Source organism: Streptomyces sp. NPDC096105, assembly GCF_044763335.1.
Taxonomy (GTDB): domain Bacteria; phylum Actinomycetota; class Actinomycetes; order Streptomycetales; family Streptomycetaceae; genus Streptomyces.
The window spans coordinates 262,280-277,039 of sequence record NZ_JBIWGC010000001.1 but is presented as its reverse complement, the minus strand read 5'-3'; the positions used below and the strand labels follow the sequence as shown (position 1 = coordinate 277,039).

At 74.6% G+C, this 14,760-nt stretch carries 11 protein-coding genes and 1 pseudogene; 3 read left to right on the top strand and 9 right to left on the bottom strand.

The features are described 5' to 3' along the window. Window positions 1-55: 55 nt before the first annotated feature. The 3 genes from ACIQ8B_RS01250 to lipB all read right to left on the bottom strand — a co-directional run bounded on the left by ACIQ8B_RS01250 (window position 56) and on the right by lipB (window position 2,419). Window positions 56-256 (bottom strand): hypothetical protein, encoded by a 201-nt coding sequence (locus ACIQ8B_RS01250; protein ID WP_106416458.1) that lies wholly within the window; start codon window positions 254-256, stop codon window positions 56-58. A 282-nt stretch (window positions 257-538) separates the two neighbouring features. Beyond that, entirely contained in the window at window positions 539-1,504 is a 966-nt protein-coding gene (lipA, locus tag ACIQ8B_RS01245) for a lipoyl synthase (protein WP_106414544.1), read from the bottom strand. A 72-nt stretch (window positions 1,505-1,576) separates the two neighbouring features. After that, window positions 1,577-2,419: a lipoyl(octanoyl) transferase LipB gene (lipB, locus tag ACIQ8B_RS01240; RefSeq protein ID WP_403544362.1), complete on the bottom strand. Its 843-nt coding sequence runs from the start codon at window positions 2,417-2,419 to the stop codon at window positions 1,577-1,579. A gap of 273 nt (window positions 2,420-2,692) precedes the next feature. On the opposite strand from lipB, the gene ACIQ8B_RS01235 reads away from it, so the two are divergent. Continuing rightward, window positions 2,693-4,156: a regulator gene (locus ACIQ8B_RS01235; protein ID WP_290007355.1), complete on the top strand. Its 1,464-nt coding sequence runs from the start codon at window positions 2,693-2,695 to the stop codon at window positions 4,154-4,156. A gap of 448 nt (window positions 4,157-4,604) precedes the next feature. Here ACIQ8B_RS01235 and ACIQ8B_RS01230 read toward each other — a convergent pair whose 3' ends face one another. Together ACIQ8B_RS01230 and ACIQ8B_RS01225 are read right to left on the bottom strand one after the other, a co-directional pair. Then, window positions 4,605-6,011 carry an NAD(P)/FAD-dependent oxidoreductase gene (locus ACIQ8B_RS01230; protein WP_403544359.1) on the bottom strand — a complete coding sequence of 469 codons (1,407 nt, stop codon included), beginning with the start codon at window positions 6,009-6,011 and terminating at the stop codon, window positions 4,605-4,607. A 249-nt stretch (window positions 6,012-6,260) separates the two neighbouring features. Next, window positions 6,261-7,163 (bottom strand): TIGR01777 family oxidoreductase, encoded by a 903-nt coding sequence (locus tag ACIQ8B_RS01225; protein ID WP_403544357.1) that lies wholly within the window; start codon window positions 7,161-7,163, stop codon window positions 6,261-6,263. A 71-nt stretch (window positions 7,164-7,234) separates the two neighbouring features. On the opposite strand from ACIQ8B_RS01225, the gene ACIQ8B_RS01220 reads away from it, so the two are divergent. Next, window positions 7,235-7,726 (top strand): GNAT family N-acetyltransferase, encoded by a 492-nt coding sequence (locus ACIQ8B_RS01220; RefSeq protein WP_403544355.1) that lies wholly within the window; start codon window positions 7,235-7,237, stop codon window positions 7,724-7,726. A 13-nt stretch (window positions 7,727-7,739) separates the two neighbouring features. On the opposite strand, the gene ACIQ8B_RS01215 is transcribed toward ACIQ8B_RS01220, so the two are convergent. Then, window positions 7,740-8,921, bottom strand: coding sequence for a MarP family serine protease (locus tag ACIQ8B_RS01215; RefSeq protein WP_403544353.1), 1,182 nt, complete (start codon window positions 8,919-8,921; stop codon window positions 7,740-7,742). Window positions 8,922-9,132: 211 nt separating this feature from the next. Between ACIQ8B_RS01215 and ACIQ8B_RS01210 the strand changes: the two genes are divergently transcribed. Continuing rightward, a complete protein-coding gene (locus ACIQ8B_RS01210) occupies window positions 9,133-10,047 on the top strand; it encodes a peptidoglycan recognition protein (protein ID WP_290007362.1) in 915 nt (304 codons plus the stop codon). A 207-nt stretch (window positions 10,048-10,254) separates the two neighbouring features. Here ACIQ8B_RS01210 and ACIQ8B_RS01205 read toward each other — a convergent pair. From ACIQ8B_RS01205 to aceE, 3 genes and pseudogenes are all read right to left on the bottom strand, one after another. Beyond that, window positions 10,255-10,770 (bottom strand): annotated as a pseudogene (locus ACIQ8B_RS01205) (DUF4240 domain-containing protein); the annotation flags it as partial. 137 nt (window positions 10,771-10,907) lie between these two features. Continuing rightward, the gene (locus ACIQ8B_RS01200; protein ID WP_403544351.1) at window positions 10,908-11,894 is read right to left on the bottom strand and encodes a helix-turn-helix transcriptional regulator; all 987 of its coding nucleotides are present in this window, start codon (window positions 11,892-11,894) and stop codon (window positions 10,908-10,910) included. Window positions 11,895-11,967: 73 nt separating this feature from the next. Next, a complete protein-coding gene (gene aceE / locus ACIQ8B_RS01195; protein ID WP_403544349.1) occupies window positions 11,968-14,670 on the bottom strand; it encodes a pyruvate dehydrogenase (acetyl-transferring), homodimeric type in 2,703 nt (900 codons plus the stop codon). Window positions 14,671-14,760 lie beyond the last annotated feature (90 nt).

The following is a 14,760-nucleotide window of genomic DNA, read 5'->3' as shown; positions in this document are numbered from 1 at the left end:
ATGAAGTCTACGTGCCCCCCGGAGCGCGTTCGACGGCAGTCCGGGGTCGGCGGGCTCAGCCGTGGGTGATCAGGTTCTGGTCGAGGACGCGCTGGGCCTCGACCCGGTCCCTGGCGCGGCGGCGGTCCTCCAGCACGGACGTCCAGGCGTTGCGCCGGGCGGTGCGCTGGCCGCTGCTCATCAGCAGGGACTCGACGGCGCGCAGAGCGGTGGTGAGGGACGGGATGGCGGTGGCGCGGACGGGCGCGGCCTGCATGGTGACGGTCTCTCCCTCGATGCCGGCGGGCAATGGTGGTGTGTGCGGTGGTACCAGGCTCACTGCCTGGTGTTACCAGGGCGTGACCGACCGGTCAAACAGGCATGAAGTCTTCGCGCCGGGGCCGCGGACGCCGACGCGGCCCCGGCCTGTGCCCTCAGCTGGGAGGACGGCCGGGGCCGCGTTCTCTGAGCCGCTACCTGCCGGTAGGGCCTTGTGCGTGAATTCACAGTATGACGGCGGGGGAGCGGGGCAGGCCCCGCGCGGCCTCCGCCGCCGTGCTCAGACCGCCTGGGAGGCGACGTACGCGCCGCGCTTCTCGACCGCCATCCGGTACAGCCGGCCGGCCCGGTACGAGGAGCGGACCAGCGGACCGGACATCACGCCGGAGAAGCCGATCTGCTCGGCCTCCTCCTTCAGCTCCACGAACTCCTGCGGCTTCACCCAGCGCTCCACGGGGTGGTGGCGCACCGAGGGGCGCAGGTACTGGGTGATGGTGACCAGCTCGCAGCCGGCGTCGTGCAGCTGCTTCAGCGCCTCGCTGACCTCCTCACGGGTCTCGCCCATGCCGAGGATCAGGTTGGACTTGGTGACCAGGCCGACGTCACGGGCCTCGGTGATCACCTTCAGGGAGCGCTCGTAGCGGAAGCCGGGGCGGATCCGCTTGAAGATCCGGGGGACCGTCTCCACGTTGTGCGCGAACACCTCGGGACGGGAGGAGAAGACCTCCGCGAGCTGCTCGGGGACGGCGTTGAAGTCGGGGGCCAGCAGCTCGACCTTGGTGCGGCCCTCGGCGCGGTCCGCGGTCTGCGCGTGGATCTGGCGCACGGTCTCCGCGTACAGCCAGGCGCCGCCGTCCTCCAGGTCGTCGCGGGCGACGCCGGTGATGGTGGCGTAGTTCAGGTCCATCGTGACGACCGACTCGCCCACGCGGCGCGGCTCGTCCCGGTCCAGCGCCTCGGGCTTGCCGGTGTCGATCTGGCAGAAGTCGCAGCGCCGGGTGCACTGGTCGCCGCCGATGAGGAAGGTCGCCTCGCGGTCCTCCCAGCACTCGTAGATGTTGGGGCAGCCGGCTTCCTGGCAGACGGTGTGCAGACCCTCGCTCTTGACCAGGTTCTGCATCTTGGAGTACTCGGGGCCCATTTTCGCCCGGGTCTTGATCCACTCGGGCTTGCGCTCGATGGGGGTCTGGCTGTTGCGGACCTCCAGGCGCAGCATCTTGCGTCCGTCGGGTGCGACTGCGGACACGACCGGCTCCTAGCGATTGATTCTTCGGCGTGGTCAAGCGTACGCCCGTCGGTGTGAATGCCCGGAGGGCCCTCAGGCGCCGGACGGGCCGACGGCCGCCGGCGCCTTCCCGACCGCCCTCGGCGTCGGTTCGGCGTTCCCGAGCACGTCCTTCAGGTGGCGCTCCACGACGGGCAGCACGTCCTGGATCGTGAGGTCGCGGCCCAGCTCGTTCGCCAGGGAGGCGACGCCCGCGTCGCGGATGCCGCACGGGATGATCTTGTCGAACCACTTGTTGTCGGGGTTCACGTTCAGCGCGAAACCGTGCATCGTGACGCCCTTGGCGACCCGGATGCCGATCGCCGCGATCTTGCGGTCCTCGCGGCGCTGGCCGGCGTTGGAGGGGGCGTACTCCGGGCCGTTGAGCCGGGGGTCGAACTCCTCGTCGCGCGGCCGCGGGTCGAAGTCCAGGGAGAGGCCCCCCCCAGCCTCCGGCCGGGGGGACCCCCACGACGGGCGCCGCTCGACCGGGTCGCCCAGCACCCACACCCCGCTGCGGCCCTCGATCCGGGTGGTCTCCAGGCCGAACTCCGCGCAGGTGCGGATCAGCGCCTCCTCCAGGCGGCGGACGTGCGCGACCACGTCCACCGGGCGGGGCAGCTTCTGGATCGGGTAGCCCACCAGCTGGCCCGGCCCGTGCCAGGTGATCTTGCCGCCGCGGTCCACGTCGATGACGGGGGTGCCGTCGAGGGGCCGCTCGCTGTCCTCGGTGCGCCGCCCGGCGGTGTAGACGGGCGGGTGCTCCAGCAGGATGACGGTGTCGGGCACCTCGTCGGCGAACCGTGCGGCGTGCACCCGGCGCTGTTCGTCCCAGGCCACCCGGTAGTCCACCGCCCCGTCGCCGAAGCCCATCCGGACGAACCGCAACTCACCCACGGCAAACGCCTCCCTCGAAGGTCGTCAGGCGCGAAACGCGCCCACGCCACTGTACGACCGTTCGACAGCCCTCTGACCGCCGGCCGCCGGACGGCCGCCCGCGCCCCGCTCGTCAGCTTCGGGTCAATCCTCACACGATCGGATGAATGCCGGTTGATCTCCGCGACCGGGCTCTCACTCTCCGCTACATTCGCGCCGACCGCGCGGCCATAAGGGCTGCTCACAGGCAATCCGGACAGGGCAACAGCCAGAAGGCAGGAGACCGCACCGCAGATGACGGAACGACCCGCGCAGCGCACCCCCAACCGACAGCTCGCCGCGCTCATCGCAGAAGCGGGGTTCTCCAACGCGGGACTCGCCCGTCGCGTGGACCAGCTCGGTCTCGAACACGGGCTCGACCTGAGATACGACAAGACCTCCGTCACCCGCTGGCTGCGCGGACAGCAGCCGCGCGGCACGACCCCGGCGCTGATCGCCGAGGTCTTCACCCGGCGCCTGGGACGCCGGCTCACCGCCCAGGACCTCGGACTGGACGCCTGCGCGCCGGTCTACGCGGGGCTGGAGTTCGCCGCCACCCCCGAGGAGGCCGTCGACATCGTCAGCGGGCTGTGGCGCAAGGACTCCGGCAGCCACGCCGAGCTGCGCAAGATCGCCTTCACCTCGGCGGGGCTGGTGGTGCCCAGCCGGGACTGGCTGATCGGACGGCCCGACGAGAAGGTGGCCCGCGCCGAGCCGGTGCGGGTGCCCGCCCAGGGCCGCCCGCCGGTGCGGCCCGTGACGCCCGCCGGGACCGCCGCCCGCCGGCGCGGGGCGGCCGACCGCGCGCCCGGCCACCGGGTCACCGGGGGCGACATCGCGGCACTGCGCTCCGTCGGCGAGCTCTTCCGCACCCTCGACGACGCGTACGGCGGCGGGCACGCCCGCCAGGCCCTCGTGCGCTACCTGGAGCACGAGCTGGAGCCGATGCTGCGCGGCACCTACGGCGAACAGACGGGGCGCCGGCTGTTCGCCGCCGCGGCCGACCTGACCCGCCTGGCCGGCTGGACCTCGTACGACATCACCGCGCACGGGCTCGCCCAGCGGTACTTCGTCCAGGCGCTCCGGCTGGCACAGGCCGCCGGCGACCGGGCGTACGGCGCCTACGTCCTGGTCACCATGAGCCGCCAGGCCGTCTACCTCGGCCACGGACGAGAGGCCGTGCAGCTCGCCCGGGTCGCCCAGCAGGGCGTGGGCAGCTCGGTCCCGCCCGCCGTCCAGGCCCTGCTGCACGCCGCCGAGGCGCGCGGGCACGCGGTGCTCGGCGAGGTACGGGCCGGCACGGCCGCGCTGGTCCGCGCGGAACGCGCGCTGGACGCGGCACGGCCCGGCGACGAGGTGCCGCACTGGGCGCGCTCCTTCGACGAGGCCCAGCTCGCCGACGAGTTCGGCCACTGCCACCGGGACCTCCAGCAGTTCCGCGCGGCGGCCCAGCACGCCGAACGCTCGCTGCACCTGCGCGCGCCGGGCTACGCCCGCAGCCGCCTGCTCTGCCGCGTCGTCCTCGCCACCGCCCGCCTCGGCCTGGGCGAACTCGACCAGGCCTGCCAGCTCGCGGCGGAGGCGGCCGCCCAGGCGGCGGAGATGCGCTCGGTCCGCGCGGTCGAGTACGTCCGCGACTTCGAACGCCGCCTGGAGCCGTACCGCGACGCAGCCCCGGTCCGCACGTACCGCGACAGGGTGGCGACGACGCCCGCCTGAGGGGGCGGGGACTTCTCGGGCCGCGGGGCGACAGCCCTCGCCCGGCTCCCGGGGCGGGGGTGACACCTTGCGGCCGGGGCCCGGCACGGCGCGCGGGACGCGCCGTGCCCACGGCTTCCGCCCGGTGCGTGGTGCGTGTGCGGGCGCGGGACCGTGGCCGGCGTGGGGTGCGGCCGCCGCACCGCGCGGGGCGTGAGGCGGTTCTCGGGGCGGACCGGGCGCGGCGCGGAAGAGCCGCCGGCCCGGGTCGCGGGACACGGGCCTCCTCCCGGGCGGGATGTGCCCAGCCGGTTCGGGAGCGCGCCGCGCGGGACCACGCGGTGTCCCGAGCGCCGATGGGCGTGCCGGGCGCGCCTCTTCCCAGGGGGCGCCCGAAGTGGAAGGCACCCGCCGAGGGTGTGTTCACCGTCGGCGGGCGCCGGTTCATGGGGCCTGCCCGGCACGGGGGTCAGGCTGCCCGGACCGTGGGGAGGGGGTCGGCCGTGTGCAGCGGGCGGCCCGCTCCCAGGTCGGCCAGGAGGGCGGTGGCCGCGCGGTCGGCGGAGCGGAGGGCGCCCTGGACCGTGCCGCTGTCGCGGTGGTCGCCGCAGACGTACAGGCCGGCCAGGAGCCGTACCGGACGGTGCAGGTCGTGCGGCGGGCGCATCGCGGGGACCGCGTCGGCGGTGTGCCGTACCGCCAGCGTCTCCCACCGCGCCGTCGGCACCCCGTACAGCCGCGCCAGGTGCATCCGCACGGCCGTGTCGGTGTCCGCCGTGGCCGGGCCGAGGACCGTGGAGGTCACCAGCGTGCGGCCGGCCGGGGCGCGGGACGGGTCGACCGCGCTGACGAGCGCCGTGTGCGCCACCGGCCCGCCCCGGTCCGCGTCCAGCAGCAGCGAGGTGTCCGTGCCGGGCGGCTCGTCGGTGGTGTGGTGCACCACCGTCACCGGGTGGAAGTCCGGCACCCGCAGCCCCGGCAGCAGCTCCGCGGCGGCCCGCGCGCCGGTCGCGACCAGCACCGCCGCGCACCGGAACTCCCCGTGCTCCGCGGTGGTCACCGACGTCGTCGACACGGAGGTGACCCGCACCCCCGTGCGCACCGTGCCCGGCGGCAGCGTCCGCGCCAGCAGCCGCGGCAGCGCCTCCGTCCCGCCCTCCGGCAGACACAGCCGTCCGCTCGCGAAGTCCCGCAGGGCGAGGTCCGCCGGCCTGCTGGACGTGGTGAGCTCCGGGTCGCACAACAGGGCGGCGAGCAGGGGGCGCAGGAAGCCGTCGACGGTGCGGGCGGGCAGGCCCCGGCCGTGCAGCGCCTCGGCGGCGGTCGTCTCGGGGCGGGCCAGCAGCCGCTCCGCCGACGTGCCCGCCAGCCGGTTCAGCGCGGCCCCCAGCCGGGCCTGGTCCAGTGCCGTGCCCAGCGGGGCGCCGCCCCGGTTGCGGGGCACGGACACCTGCCGTCCGGGCACCGCCGCGGGCCTGCGCGGCCCCGGCAGCGGGACGCTCGCCAGGGCGCGCACCGCGTGAAGTGTGCTCCTCGCGCTCCGTGCTCCCCGTGCGCGCCGGGTGCCCGCCCGCGTCCCGGCACGATGATGTCGCCCGTCGCTGTGCAGCAGGACACCGGGCGCGAACGGCCGCAGCACCAGGTCCTCCAGCCCCGGGGTGACGTGCAGTTCGGCGCATGCCGTGGACAGCAGCCGGCCGACTCTGTCCAGACGGAAGCCGTCGACCTGCTCGGTCGCCATGCGGCCCCCCACCTCATGGGCGGCCTCCAGGACGACGGTGGACATTCCTGCGCTGGTCAGTCGTCGTGCCGCGGAGAGTCCGGCCACCCCGGCTCCCACGACGACGACGTCCGCCTGGTACGTGGGCTCTAGCACGTGCCCCTCCTCGAGGTTGCGCGGGCGCTGGAGACGTCATGCCCTCAACAGGCCCCAGGGATACCCGAGTTCGGCTCGAGGTTAGGTCTGTGCCCGGTCGCCGGGTCAGGCGCGCACGCACCGTGCACGGGCGCACGACGGTCGCATACGCGCCCCGTGCGGGCACGATCCGGTGGCAGAGGGGTCAGAGGAGGTCGCTGCCCGGTGCCGTCAGGCCGCGCCCGTGCGCGGTCGCCCCCACGGCGTCCCTCACAGCGCCGCCCTGACCGCCCCCTCGATCCGCGGGAAGGCGAACCGGAACCCCGACTCCAGCAGCCGCGTGGGCACCACCCGCGCGCTTCCCAGCACGTCCCCCGCCATCTCGCCGAGCACCGTCCGCAGCACCGGCGCCGGCACCGCGAACACGGCGGGACGCCTGAGGACGTGCGCCATCGCCGCGGTGATCTCACGGTTCGTCAGCGGCTCGGGGGCCGTCAGGTTGAACGGCCCGGACAGCCCCTCGGTGTCCAGGAGATGCCGCAGCGCCGCCACCTCGTCGTGCAGCGCGATGTACGACCAGTACTGCCGCCCGTCCCCGAGCCGCCCGCCCAGACCGGCCCGGAACAGCGGGAACAGCCGCCCCCACGCCCCGCCCCCGCGCGCCACCACGAGCCCGGTGCGCGCGAACACGGTCCGCACGCCCGCCTCCCGGGCCGGCGCCGCGGCGGCCTCCCACTCCACGCACACCTCCGGCAGGAACCCCTCGCCCGGAGGCGCGCTCTCGTCCACCGCCCGGTCGCCGGTCTCGCCGTAGTAGCCGATCGCGCTGCCGTTCAGGAACACCCGCGGCCGGGCGTCCTCGGGCAGCCCGGCGACCGCCTCGGCGAGCGCGGTCGTCCCCCGCACCCGGCTGGAGCGGATCAGCTCCTTGTACGCGTCCGTCCAGCGCCGGTCGCCCACCCCGGCGCCCGCCAGGTTCACCACCGCGTCGCACCCGGCGAGCGCCGCCGCGTCCACGGTGCCCCGCCCGGGGTCCCAGCGGACCTCGTCCGCCGACCGGGGCGCCCGGCGCACCAGCCGCACCACCGTGTGCCCGTCCGCCGCCAGCGACCGCACCAGGGCGGAGCCGATCAGTCCGGACGCCCCGGCCACCACGATCCGCGCATGTTCCATGGCGTCCATCCTGCCCCGGTCGCGAAGATATTCACGGTGGGGACGCCACGTGGAGCCGTAGAGTGACGCGCATGCCGGAACCGCTCATACGTCCCGCCCGCCCCGACGACGAGGACGCCCTGGCCCGTCTGGACCGGGAGACCTGGTCGCCGCTGCACGAGGTCCGGCCGGCGCCGCCCGGACCCGACGAGCCCTTCTTCCGCCCGACGTGCGGCCCGGACGCCCATCTCGTCGCCGAGCACGACGGACGGGCCGTCGGCTACGTCCGGCTCCTGCGGCCCACGGCCCTGGAGTCCCACGCGCACGTGCTGCAGATCTGCGGCCTGGCCGTCGCGGCGGAGGCCCGCGGCAAGGGCGCCGGCCGGGCGCTGGTGCGGGCCGCCGTCGCCGAGGCCCGCCGCCGGGGAGCCCGCCGGATCACCCTGCGGGTCCTCGCCCCCAACACCGTCGCCCGCACGCTGTACGCGTCCGAGGGCTTCGCCGTGGAGGGCGTGCTGCCCGGCGAGTTCCACGTCGGCGGCCGCTACGTCGACGACGTCCTGATGGGGCGGAGCCTCCTCTGACCGGCGGCTCCCGCTACGACGTCACCGGCTGCCCCGTGTCCACCGGCGCGGTCGCCGTGGCCGCCCGCGCGGCCTCGTCCGCCACCTCGTCCGCCGTCAGCACGTACCCCGTCTCCGCGTCCGAGGTGGACCGCGCGAACACCACGCCGAACACCCGCCCGTCGGTGGTCAGCAGCGGACCGCCGGAGTTGCCGGGCCGGACCGTGGAGCGGATCGAGTAGATCTCCCGGGTGACCGGGGCGTCGTTGTAGATGTTCTGCCCCCGCGCCTGCACCCGCGCCGCGACCGTCGCCGCCTGCAGATTCAGGTCGCCGTCCTGCGGATAGCCCGCCACCACCGCCGCGGCGCCCCGCCCGGCGTCGTCGAAGGCCAGCACCGGCGCCCGCAGATCCGGCACGTACAGCACGGCCACGTCCGTCCGCGGGTCGAACAGCACCACCCGCGCCTCGTACGTCCGTCCGACCCCGCCCACCCGCACGGTGGGCTCGTCGATGCCCGCCACCACGTGCGCGTTGGTCATCACGCGCTCCCGCGCGTACACGAACCCGCTGCCCTCGCGGCCCTGGACGCCGGCGACCCCCTCGACCTTCACCGTGCTGCGCTGCGCCGCGCGGGTGGCGGCCGCCGTGACGTTGTCCCCGGTCGGCGCGGCGACCTCCGCGGTCGACTCGTTCTCGAACGGGTTGAACACCTGCGGGAAACCCGCCTCGGTCAGCGCCGACGTGGCCCGCGAGAACCAGGCCGGCGTGGTGTCCGGCATCGCGTCCTGCACCGCGCCGAGCAGCCGCGAGTCCCGGATCGCCGACGTGACCAGCGGCGACGAGGACGCGCCCAGCACGCTCGCCGCCACCCACGCCACGATCAGCACCGCCACCGCGTTCGCCGCGGCCCCGCCGACCCCGTCCGCCACCCGCAGCGGCCCCCGGTCCAGCTCCCGGCGCAGCCGCAGCCCCAGCCGCCCCGCCAGTTCGTGCCCCACCACGGCCGGCAGCAGCACCGTGACCACCGCCGTCACCGTCGCCCGCGTCGTCCCCGGCGTCACCAGGTCCATCACCCACGGCAGGATCCACACGCCGACGACCGCGCCGCCCACGAAACCGGCCAGGGACACACAGCCGGCGACCAGCCCGCGCCGGTAACCGGACGCCGCATAGGCCAGGACGACCAGCATCAGCAGGATGTCGAGCAGATCCACGCACGCCGCCTTTCTCTCGGGACCACCGACCCTCAATACGGGGCCCGGGGGCCCGGTGATCAGTCACGCGCCGTCCGGACGCGGGGAGGGCGCCCGCGGGGCGCGCGTGCACCGGGAGAACGTCACGCACCGGGACGATGGTTCCACCGGCTGTCCACCGACTGGCAGAGCAGATGTCGCGCGCCTCGCCGGCCGCACCCACAGTGAGACCATGCGTGTCCCCAGGAGACCGCGCGGCGCGCGGAAACCCCGCCCGCCCCGGATACCCGGCGGGCCCGGCCGCACGCGGCTGCCCCGGGCGGTCGCCGCGCCCCTCGGCTTCGTCCCGGGCGCGGCCGCCGCCGTCGCGCTGGTGCTGAGCGCCCAGGGCGTGGAACGGGCCGCCGAGTCCGCCGCCCGGGCCGCCGCCCGTCCCGCGCCCGCCTTCCACGCGCCCCGGCCGGACATCGTGCCGCGCGCGGCATGGCTCGGCGACGCGGCCCGCGACCAGCCCCCGCCGCGCTACGACGACCAGGTCGTCGCCGTGTTCCTCCACCACACCGACTCGCCCAACGGGTACGACTGCGCCGACGCCCCCGGCATCATCCGGGCGCTGTACGAGGGGCAGACCCAGGGGCGGGACTGGGACGACCTCGGCTACAACTTCGTCGTCGACCGCTGCGGCACCGTCTACGAGGGCCGCGCGGGCGGCGCCGACCGTCCCGTCACCGGCGCCCACACCCAGGGCTTCAACCACCGCACCGCCGGCATTGCCGCCCTCGGCACCTTCACCGAGGGCGCGGAGGTACCGGACGTGATGCTGCGCGCGATCGCCGCGGTGACCGCCTGGAAGCTCGGCCCCTCCGGCACCGACCCGCGCGCCGAGGTGCGGCTGGTCTCCAGCAACGGCGGCAGCCGGTACGCGGCCGGCACCACCGCCACCCTGCCCGCCGTCGCGGGGCACAGCGACGGCTACATGACCGACTGCCCGGGCGCCGCCCTGCACGCGCGGCTCCCGGAGATCAGGGACGTCGCGGCCCGTCTCCAGGGCCGCGACGCCGGAACCGGCCCCGGCCGGGACGCCGGCACCGACACACGACGCGTCACCGCGACGGACGACGCACGGAACGAAGAGCTGAGCCCATGAGCGACACCCCTGACCGAAGTACCACGTGGGCGGACGCCCTGCGCCGCCCCTGGACCGCGCTGTGCGCCGCGGCGGCCGTCGTCCTCGGACCCGCGGCCTCCACGGCCACCGCCCTCATGCAGGCCAACGCGGCCCCTCTGCGCCACGCGCCGAGCCCCCACCGGCGTCTGTGACCGGCGCCCGGCGTCCGCGCCCCGCGGCCCGGTCCCCGCGGAACCTCTCCCACAGCCGCGGGCAGCGCGCGGCGAGCAGCGCCTCGTTCTCGAGGTCGAGCGGCGTGCCCTCCGGCTCCGCCGGAGCCGGGGGGAGGCCGAGATCGGGCATCACCAGCCCGGTGAGCTGCTCGTACGCCTCGTCGGCCGCGTAGCCGAGATCCTCGCCGTCGCCGTCGGTCTCCTCGTCGAAGTCGCCGAGCAGCCCGGCCAGCGCGTCCGGGTCGTGCAGCGCGCCCTCGAACACCTCGCGGCCCTGGCCGATCAGCCAGCACCGGAAGAAGTCGAAGGCGTCGTCGCTCGCCCCGTCCAGCAGCACCCACGCGGCGCCCCACAGGTCCCAGCGGCAGGCACGCCGGTAGCGCGCCTCGAAGTGACGGGCGAAGTCCAGCACGGCCTCGGGGTCCAGCAGCACGAGCCGCTCCACGAGCAGATCGGCCTGCTCCCCGGGGTCCCCCTCGGCGTCCTCCCGAGCCCCGTCCACCAACGCCCAGAACTCCGTCTCGTCCATCACGACAACCAGCATCGCCCCGCGCCCCTCCAGGGGCGCGGGGAACTGCGCAAACGGGGGTCCGGGGGCGAAGCCCCGGGGACGGGAGGGGAAGGGGCGGAGGGGGCGGACAAACCGAACGCGCACCCCCCGGCGCCTCACCCCCGGTACAGCCGCACCGACCGCTCCGCCTCGGAGGCGAAGAACTCCCGCAGCGACACCGGCTCCACCACCTCCACCTCCGCCCCCAGCGAAGCCAACTGCACCCGCGCCACCTCCTCCGACTCCACCGGCAGCTTCACGGTGACCCGCTCCCCGTCCCCCGGCTCCGCCACCCCCTCCAGCGCCTCCCGCGCCGACAGGGGGTCCACCGCGTACGGCAGCCTCCGCATCCCCTCCGCCGTCAGCCGCACCACCACGTCCGCCCGCAGGATCGACCGCGCGAACTGCTCCGCCCGCTCCTCCCAGAACGCGGGCAACTCGAAGTCCTCAGCCCGCTCGAACCGCTCCTCGCCCGGCTCCACCGCCGTGAACCGGTCGATCCGGTACACCCGGAAGGAGTCCCGCCCCGCGACCCGCGCGCACAGGTACCAGACGCCCGCCTTCAGCACGAGCCCGTACGGCTCCAGCTCCCGCTCCACCTCGTGCCGTCGCCCGCCCGTCCCGCGCCGGTAGCGGGCGGTGATGCGCCGGTCGTCCCACACCGCGTCCGCCACGACCGGCAGCAGCTCCGGCGTCTCCGGCTCGCGGAACCAGTTCGGCGCGTCCAGGTGGAACCGCTGCGCGGCCGTCCGGGAGGCGTCCCGCAGCGACGGCAGCAGCGCGGCGGACACCTTCAGCCGGGCCGCCGAGGCCGCGTCCTCCAGGCCCATCTCGCGCAGCGCGCCCGGCACCCCGGACAGGAACAGCGCCTCCGCCTCGCTGCGGGCCAGCCCCGTCAGCCGGGTCCGGTACCCGCCGACCAGCCGGTAGCCGCCGATCCGCCCCCGGTCCGCGTACACCGGCACGCCCGCCTCGGACAGGGCCTGCGCGTCCCGGGTGACCGTCCGCTCCGACACCTCCAGCTCCCGGGCCAGTTCGGCGGCGGTCATGGAGGGCCGGGACTGCAGCAGCAGCACCATCTTGATCAACCGGGCAGCACGCATGCGCCCATCATGCAAGAGGCCCCCGCCGCCCCGCGCGCACGCGTGACGACGGGGGCTCCCCGCGATCCGGGTTCTACAGGCCGTACTTCTCCCGGGCCTCCTTCACCGCGGTGGCCTGCACCTCGCCGCGGCGGGCGAGCTGGGCCAGGGCCGCGACGACGACGGACTCGGCGTCCACGCCGAAGTGGCGGCGGGCCGCCTCACGGGTGTCCGACAGACCGAAGCCGTCGGCGCCGAGCGAGGTGTAGTCCTGCTCGACCCACTGCGCGATCTGGTCCGGGACCTGGCGCATGTAGTCGGACACCGCCAGCACCGGGCCGTCGGCGCCCTGGAGCGCCTGCCGGACGTACGGCACCCGCTCCTCGCCGCGCAGCAGGGCCTCGTCGGCCTCCATCGCGTCGCGCCGCAGCTCGGTCCACGAGGTGGCGGACCACACGTCGGCGGCCACGCCCCACTCCTCGGCGAGCATCGCCTGCGCCTTCAGCGCCCAGTGGATCGCCGTGCCGGAGCCCAGCAGCTGGATGCGCGGGGCGTTGGCGGCGGGGGACAGGCCCGCGGACTCCGCCGTGTTGAAGCGGTACAGGCCCTTGACGATGCCCTCGTCGATGCCGGCCGTCTGCGGCTTCGCGGGCTGCGGCAGCGGCTCGTTGTAGACCGTCAGGTAGTAGAAGACGTCCTGGTCCTCGCCCGGCTTCGCCTCGCCGAACATCCGGCGCAGACCCTCCTTGACGATGACCGCGATCTCGTACGCGAACGCCGGGTCGTACGTCAGGGCGGCCGGGTTGGTCGCCGCGATGACGGGGGAGTGGCCGTCGGCGTGCTGGAGGCCCTCACCGGTCAGCGTGGTGCGGCCCGCGGTGGCGCCGACCAGGAAGCCGCGGCCGAGCTGGTCGCCGAGCTGCCACATCTGGTCGCCGGTGCGCTGCCAGCCGAACATCGAGTAGTAGATGTAGAACGGGATCATCGTCTCGCCGTGCGTCGCGTACGACGTCGACGCGGCGATGAACTCGGCCATGGCGCCGGCCTCGGTGATCCCCTCGTTGAGGATCTGGCCGTTCTTGGCTTCCTTGTAGTACATCAGCTGGTCACGGTCGACCGGCTCGTACGTCTGGCCCATCGGCGAGTAGATGCCGAGGGACGGGAAGAGGCTCTCCATGCCGAAGGTGCGCGCCTCGTCGGGGACGATCGGCACCCAGCGCCTGCCGGTCTCCTTGTCGCGGACCAGGTCCTTGACCAGGCGGACGAACGCCATCGTGGTGGCCACGTTCTGCGAGCCGGAGCCCTTGTCGAAGGCGGTGAACGCCTTCTCGGCAGGCTGCGGCAGCGGCGCGACCGGGTGCACGCGGCGGGCCGGGGCGGGACCGCCGAGGGCGGCACGGCGCTCCTGGAGGTAGCGGACCTCGGGGGAGTCGGCGCCCGGGTGCGCGTAGGGCACCACGCCGTCGGCGAACCGGGAGTCCGGGATCGGCAGCTCCAGGCGGTCGCGCATCGCCTTGAACTCGTCCACCGTCAGCTTCTTCATCTGGTGGTTGGCGTTCTTCGACGCGAAGCCCTCACCGAGGGTGTGGCCCTTGACGGTCTGCGCCAGGATCACGGTCGGCGCGCCCTTGTGGGAGAGCGCGGCCCTGTACGCGGCGTACACCTTGCGGGGCTCGTGGCCGCCGCGGGAGACGTGGAAGCACTCGAGGATCTTGTCGTCGCTCAGCAGCTTCGCCATCTCGACGAGCGCCGGGTCCTTGCCGAAGAAGTCCTCGCGGATGTAGGCGGCGTCACGCGTCTGGTACGTCTGCACCTGCGCGTCCGGCACCTCGCGGAGGCGGCGGACCAGGGCGCCCGTGGTGTCGAGCCGGAACAGCTCGTCCCAGGCCGAACCCCACAGGGTCTTGATCACGTTCCAGCCGGCGCCGCGGAACTGGGCCTCCAGCTCCTGCACGATCTTGAAGTTGGCGCGGACCGGGCCGTCGAGGCGCTGCAGGTTGCAGTTGACGACGAAGGTCAGGTTGTCCAGCTGCTCACGGGCGGCCAGGGTGAGCGCGGTCGTCGACTCGGGCTCGTCCATCTCGCCGTCGCCGAGGAACGCCCACACGTGGGAGTCGGAGACGTCCTTGATGCCGCGGTTGGTCAGGTAGCGGTTGAAGCGCGCCTGGTAGATCGCGGAGATCGGGCCGAGGCCCATCGACACGGTGGGGAACTCCCACAGCCAGGGCAGGCGCCGCGGGTGCGGGTAGGACGGCAGGCCGTTGCCGCCGGCCTCGCGGCGGAAGTTGTCGAGCTGCTCCTCGCTGATCCGGCCGTCGAGGAAGGCGCGGGCGTAGATGCCGGGGGAGGCGTGGCCCTGGATGTAGAGCTGGTCGCCGGAGCCGTCCCCCTCCTTGCCGCGGAAGAAGTGGTTGAAGCCGGTCTCGTAGAGCCACGCGGCCGAGGCGAAGGTGGCGATGTGCCCGCCGACGCCGTACTTGCTGCCACGGGTCACCATCGCCGCCGCGTTCCAGCGGTTCCAGGCGGTGATGCGCTGCTCCATCGCCTCGTCGCCGTCCACGGCGGGCTCGGCCGCGGTGGGGATGGTGTTGACGTAGTCGGTCTCGAGCAGCTTGGGCAGCGCGACGCCGGCGCCCTCGGCACGCTCCAGCGTACGGCGCATCAGGTACGCGGCACGGTGCGGCCCGGCCGCCGCGGCAACGGCGTCCAGGGAGGCCTGCCACTCGGCGGTCTCCTCGGGGTCGCGGTCCGGGAGCTGGTCGAGCTCGCTCGGCTGGATGGCGTTGGGGTCGGTCATGTCGCCGCCTTCCTCAGTCGAAGGGGGTGCCCTCAAAGGGTTCGGGGGTGCCCTTGGTCTTTGGCAGGACAGGGCTGTGGACCTCGGTGG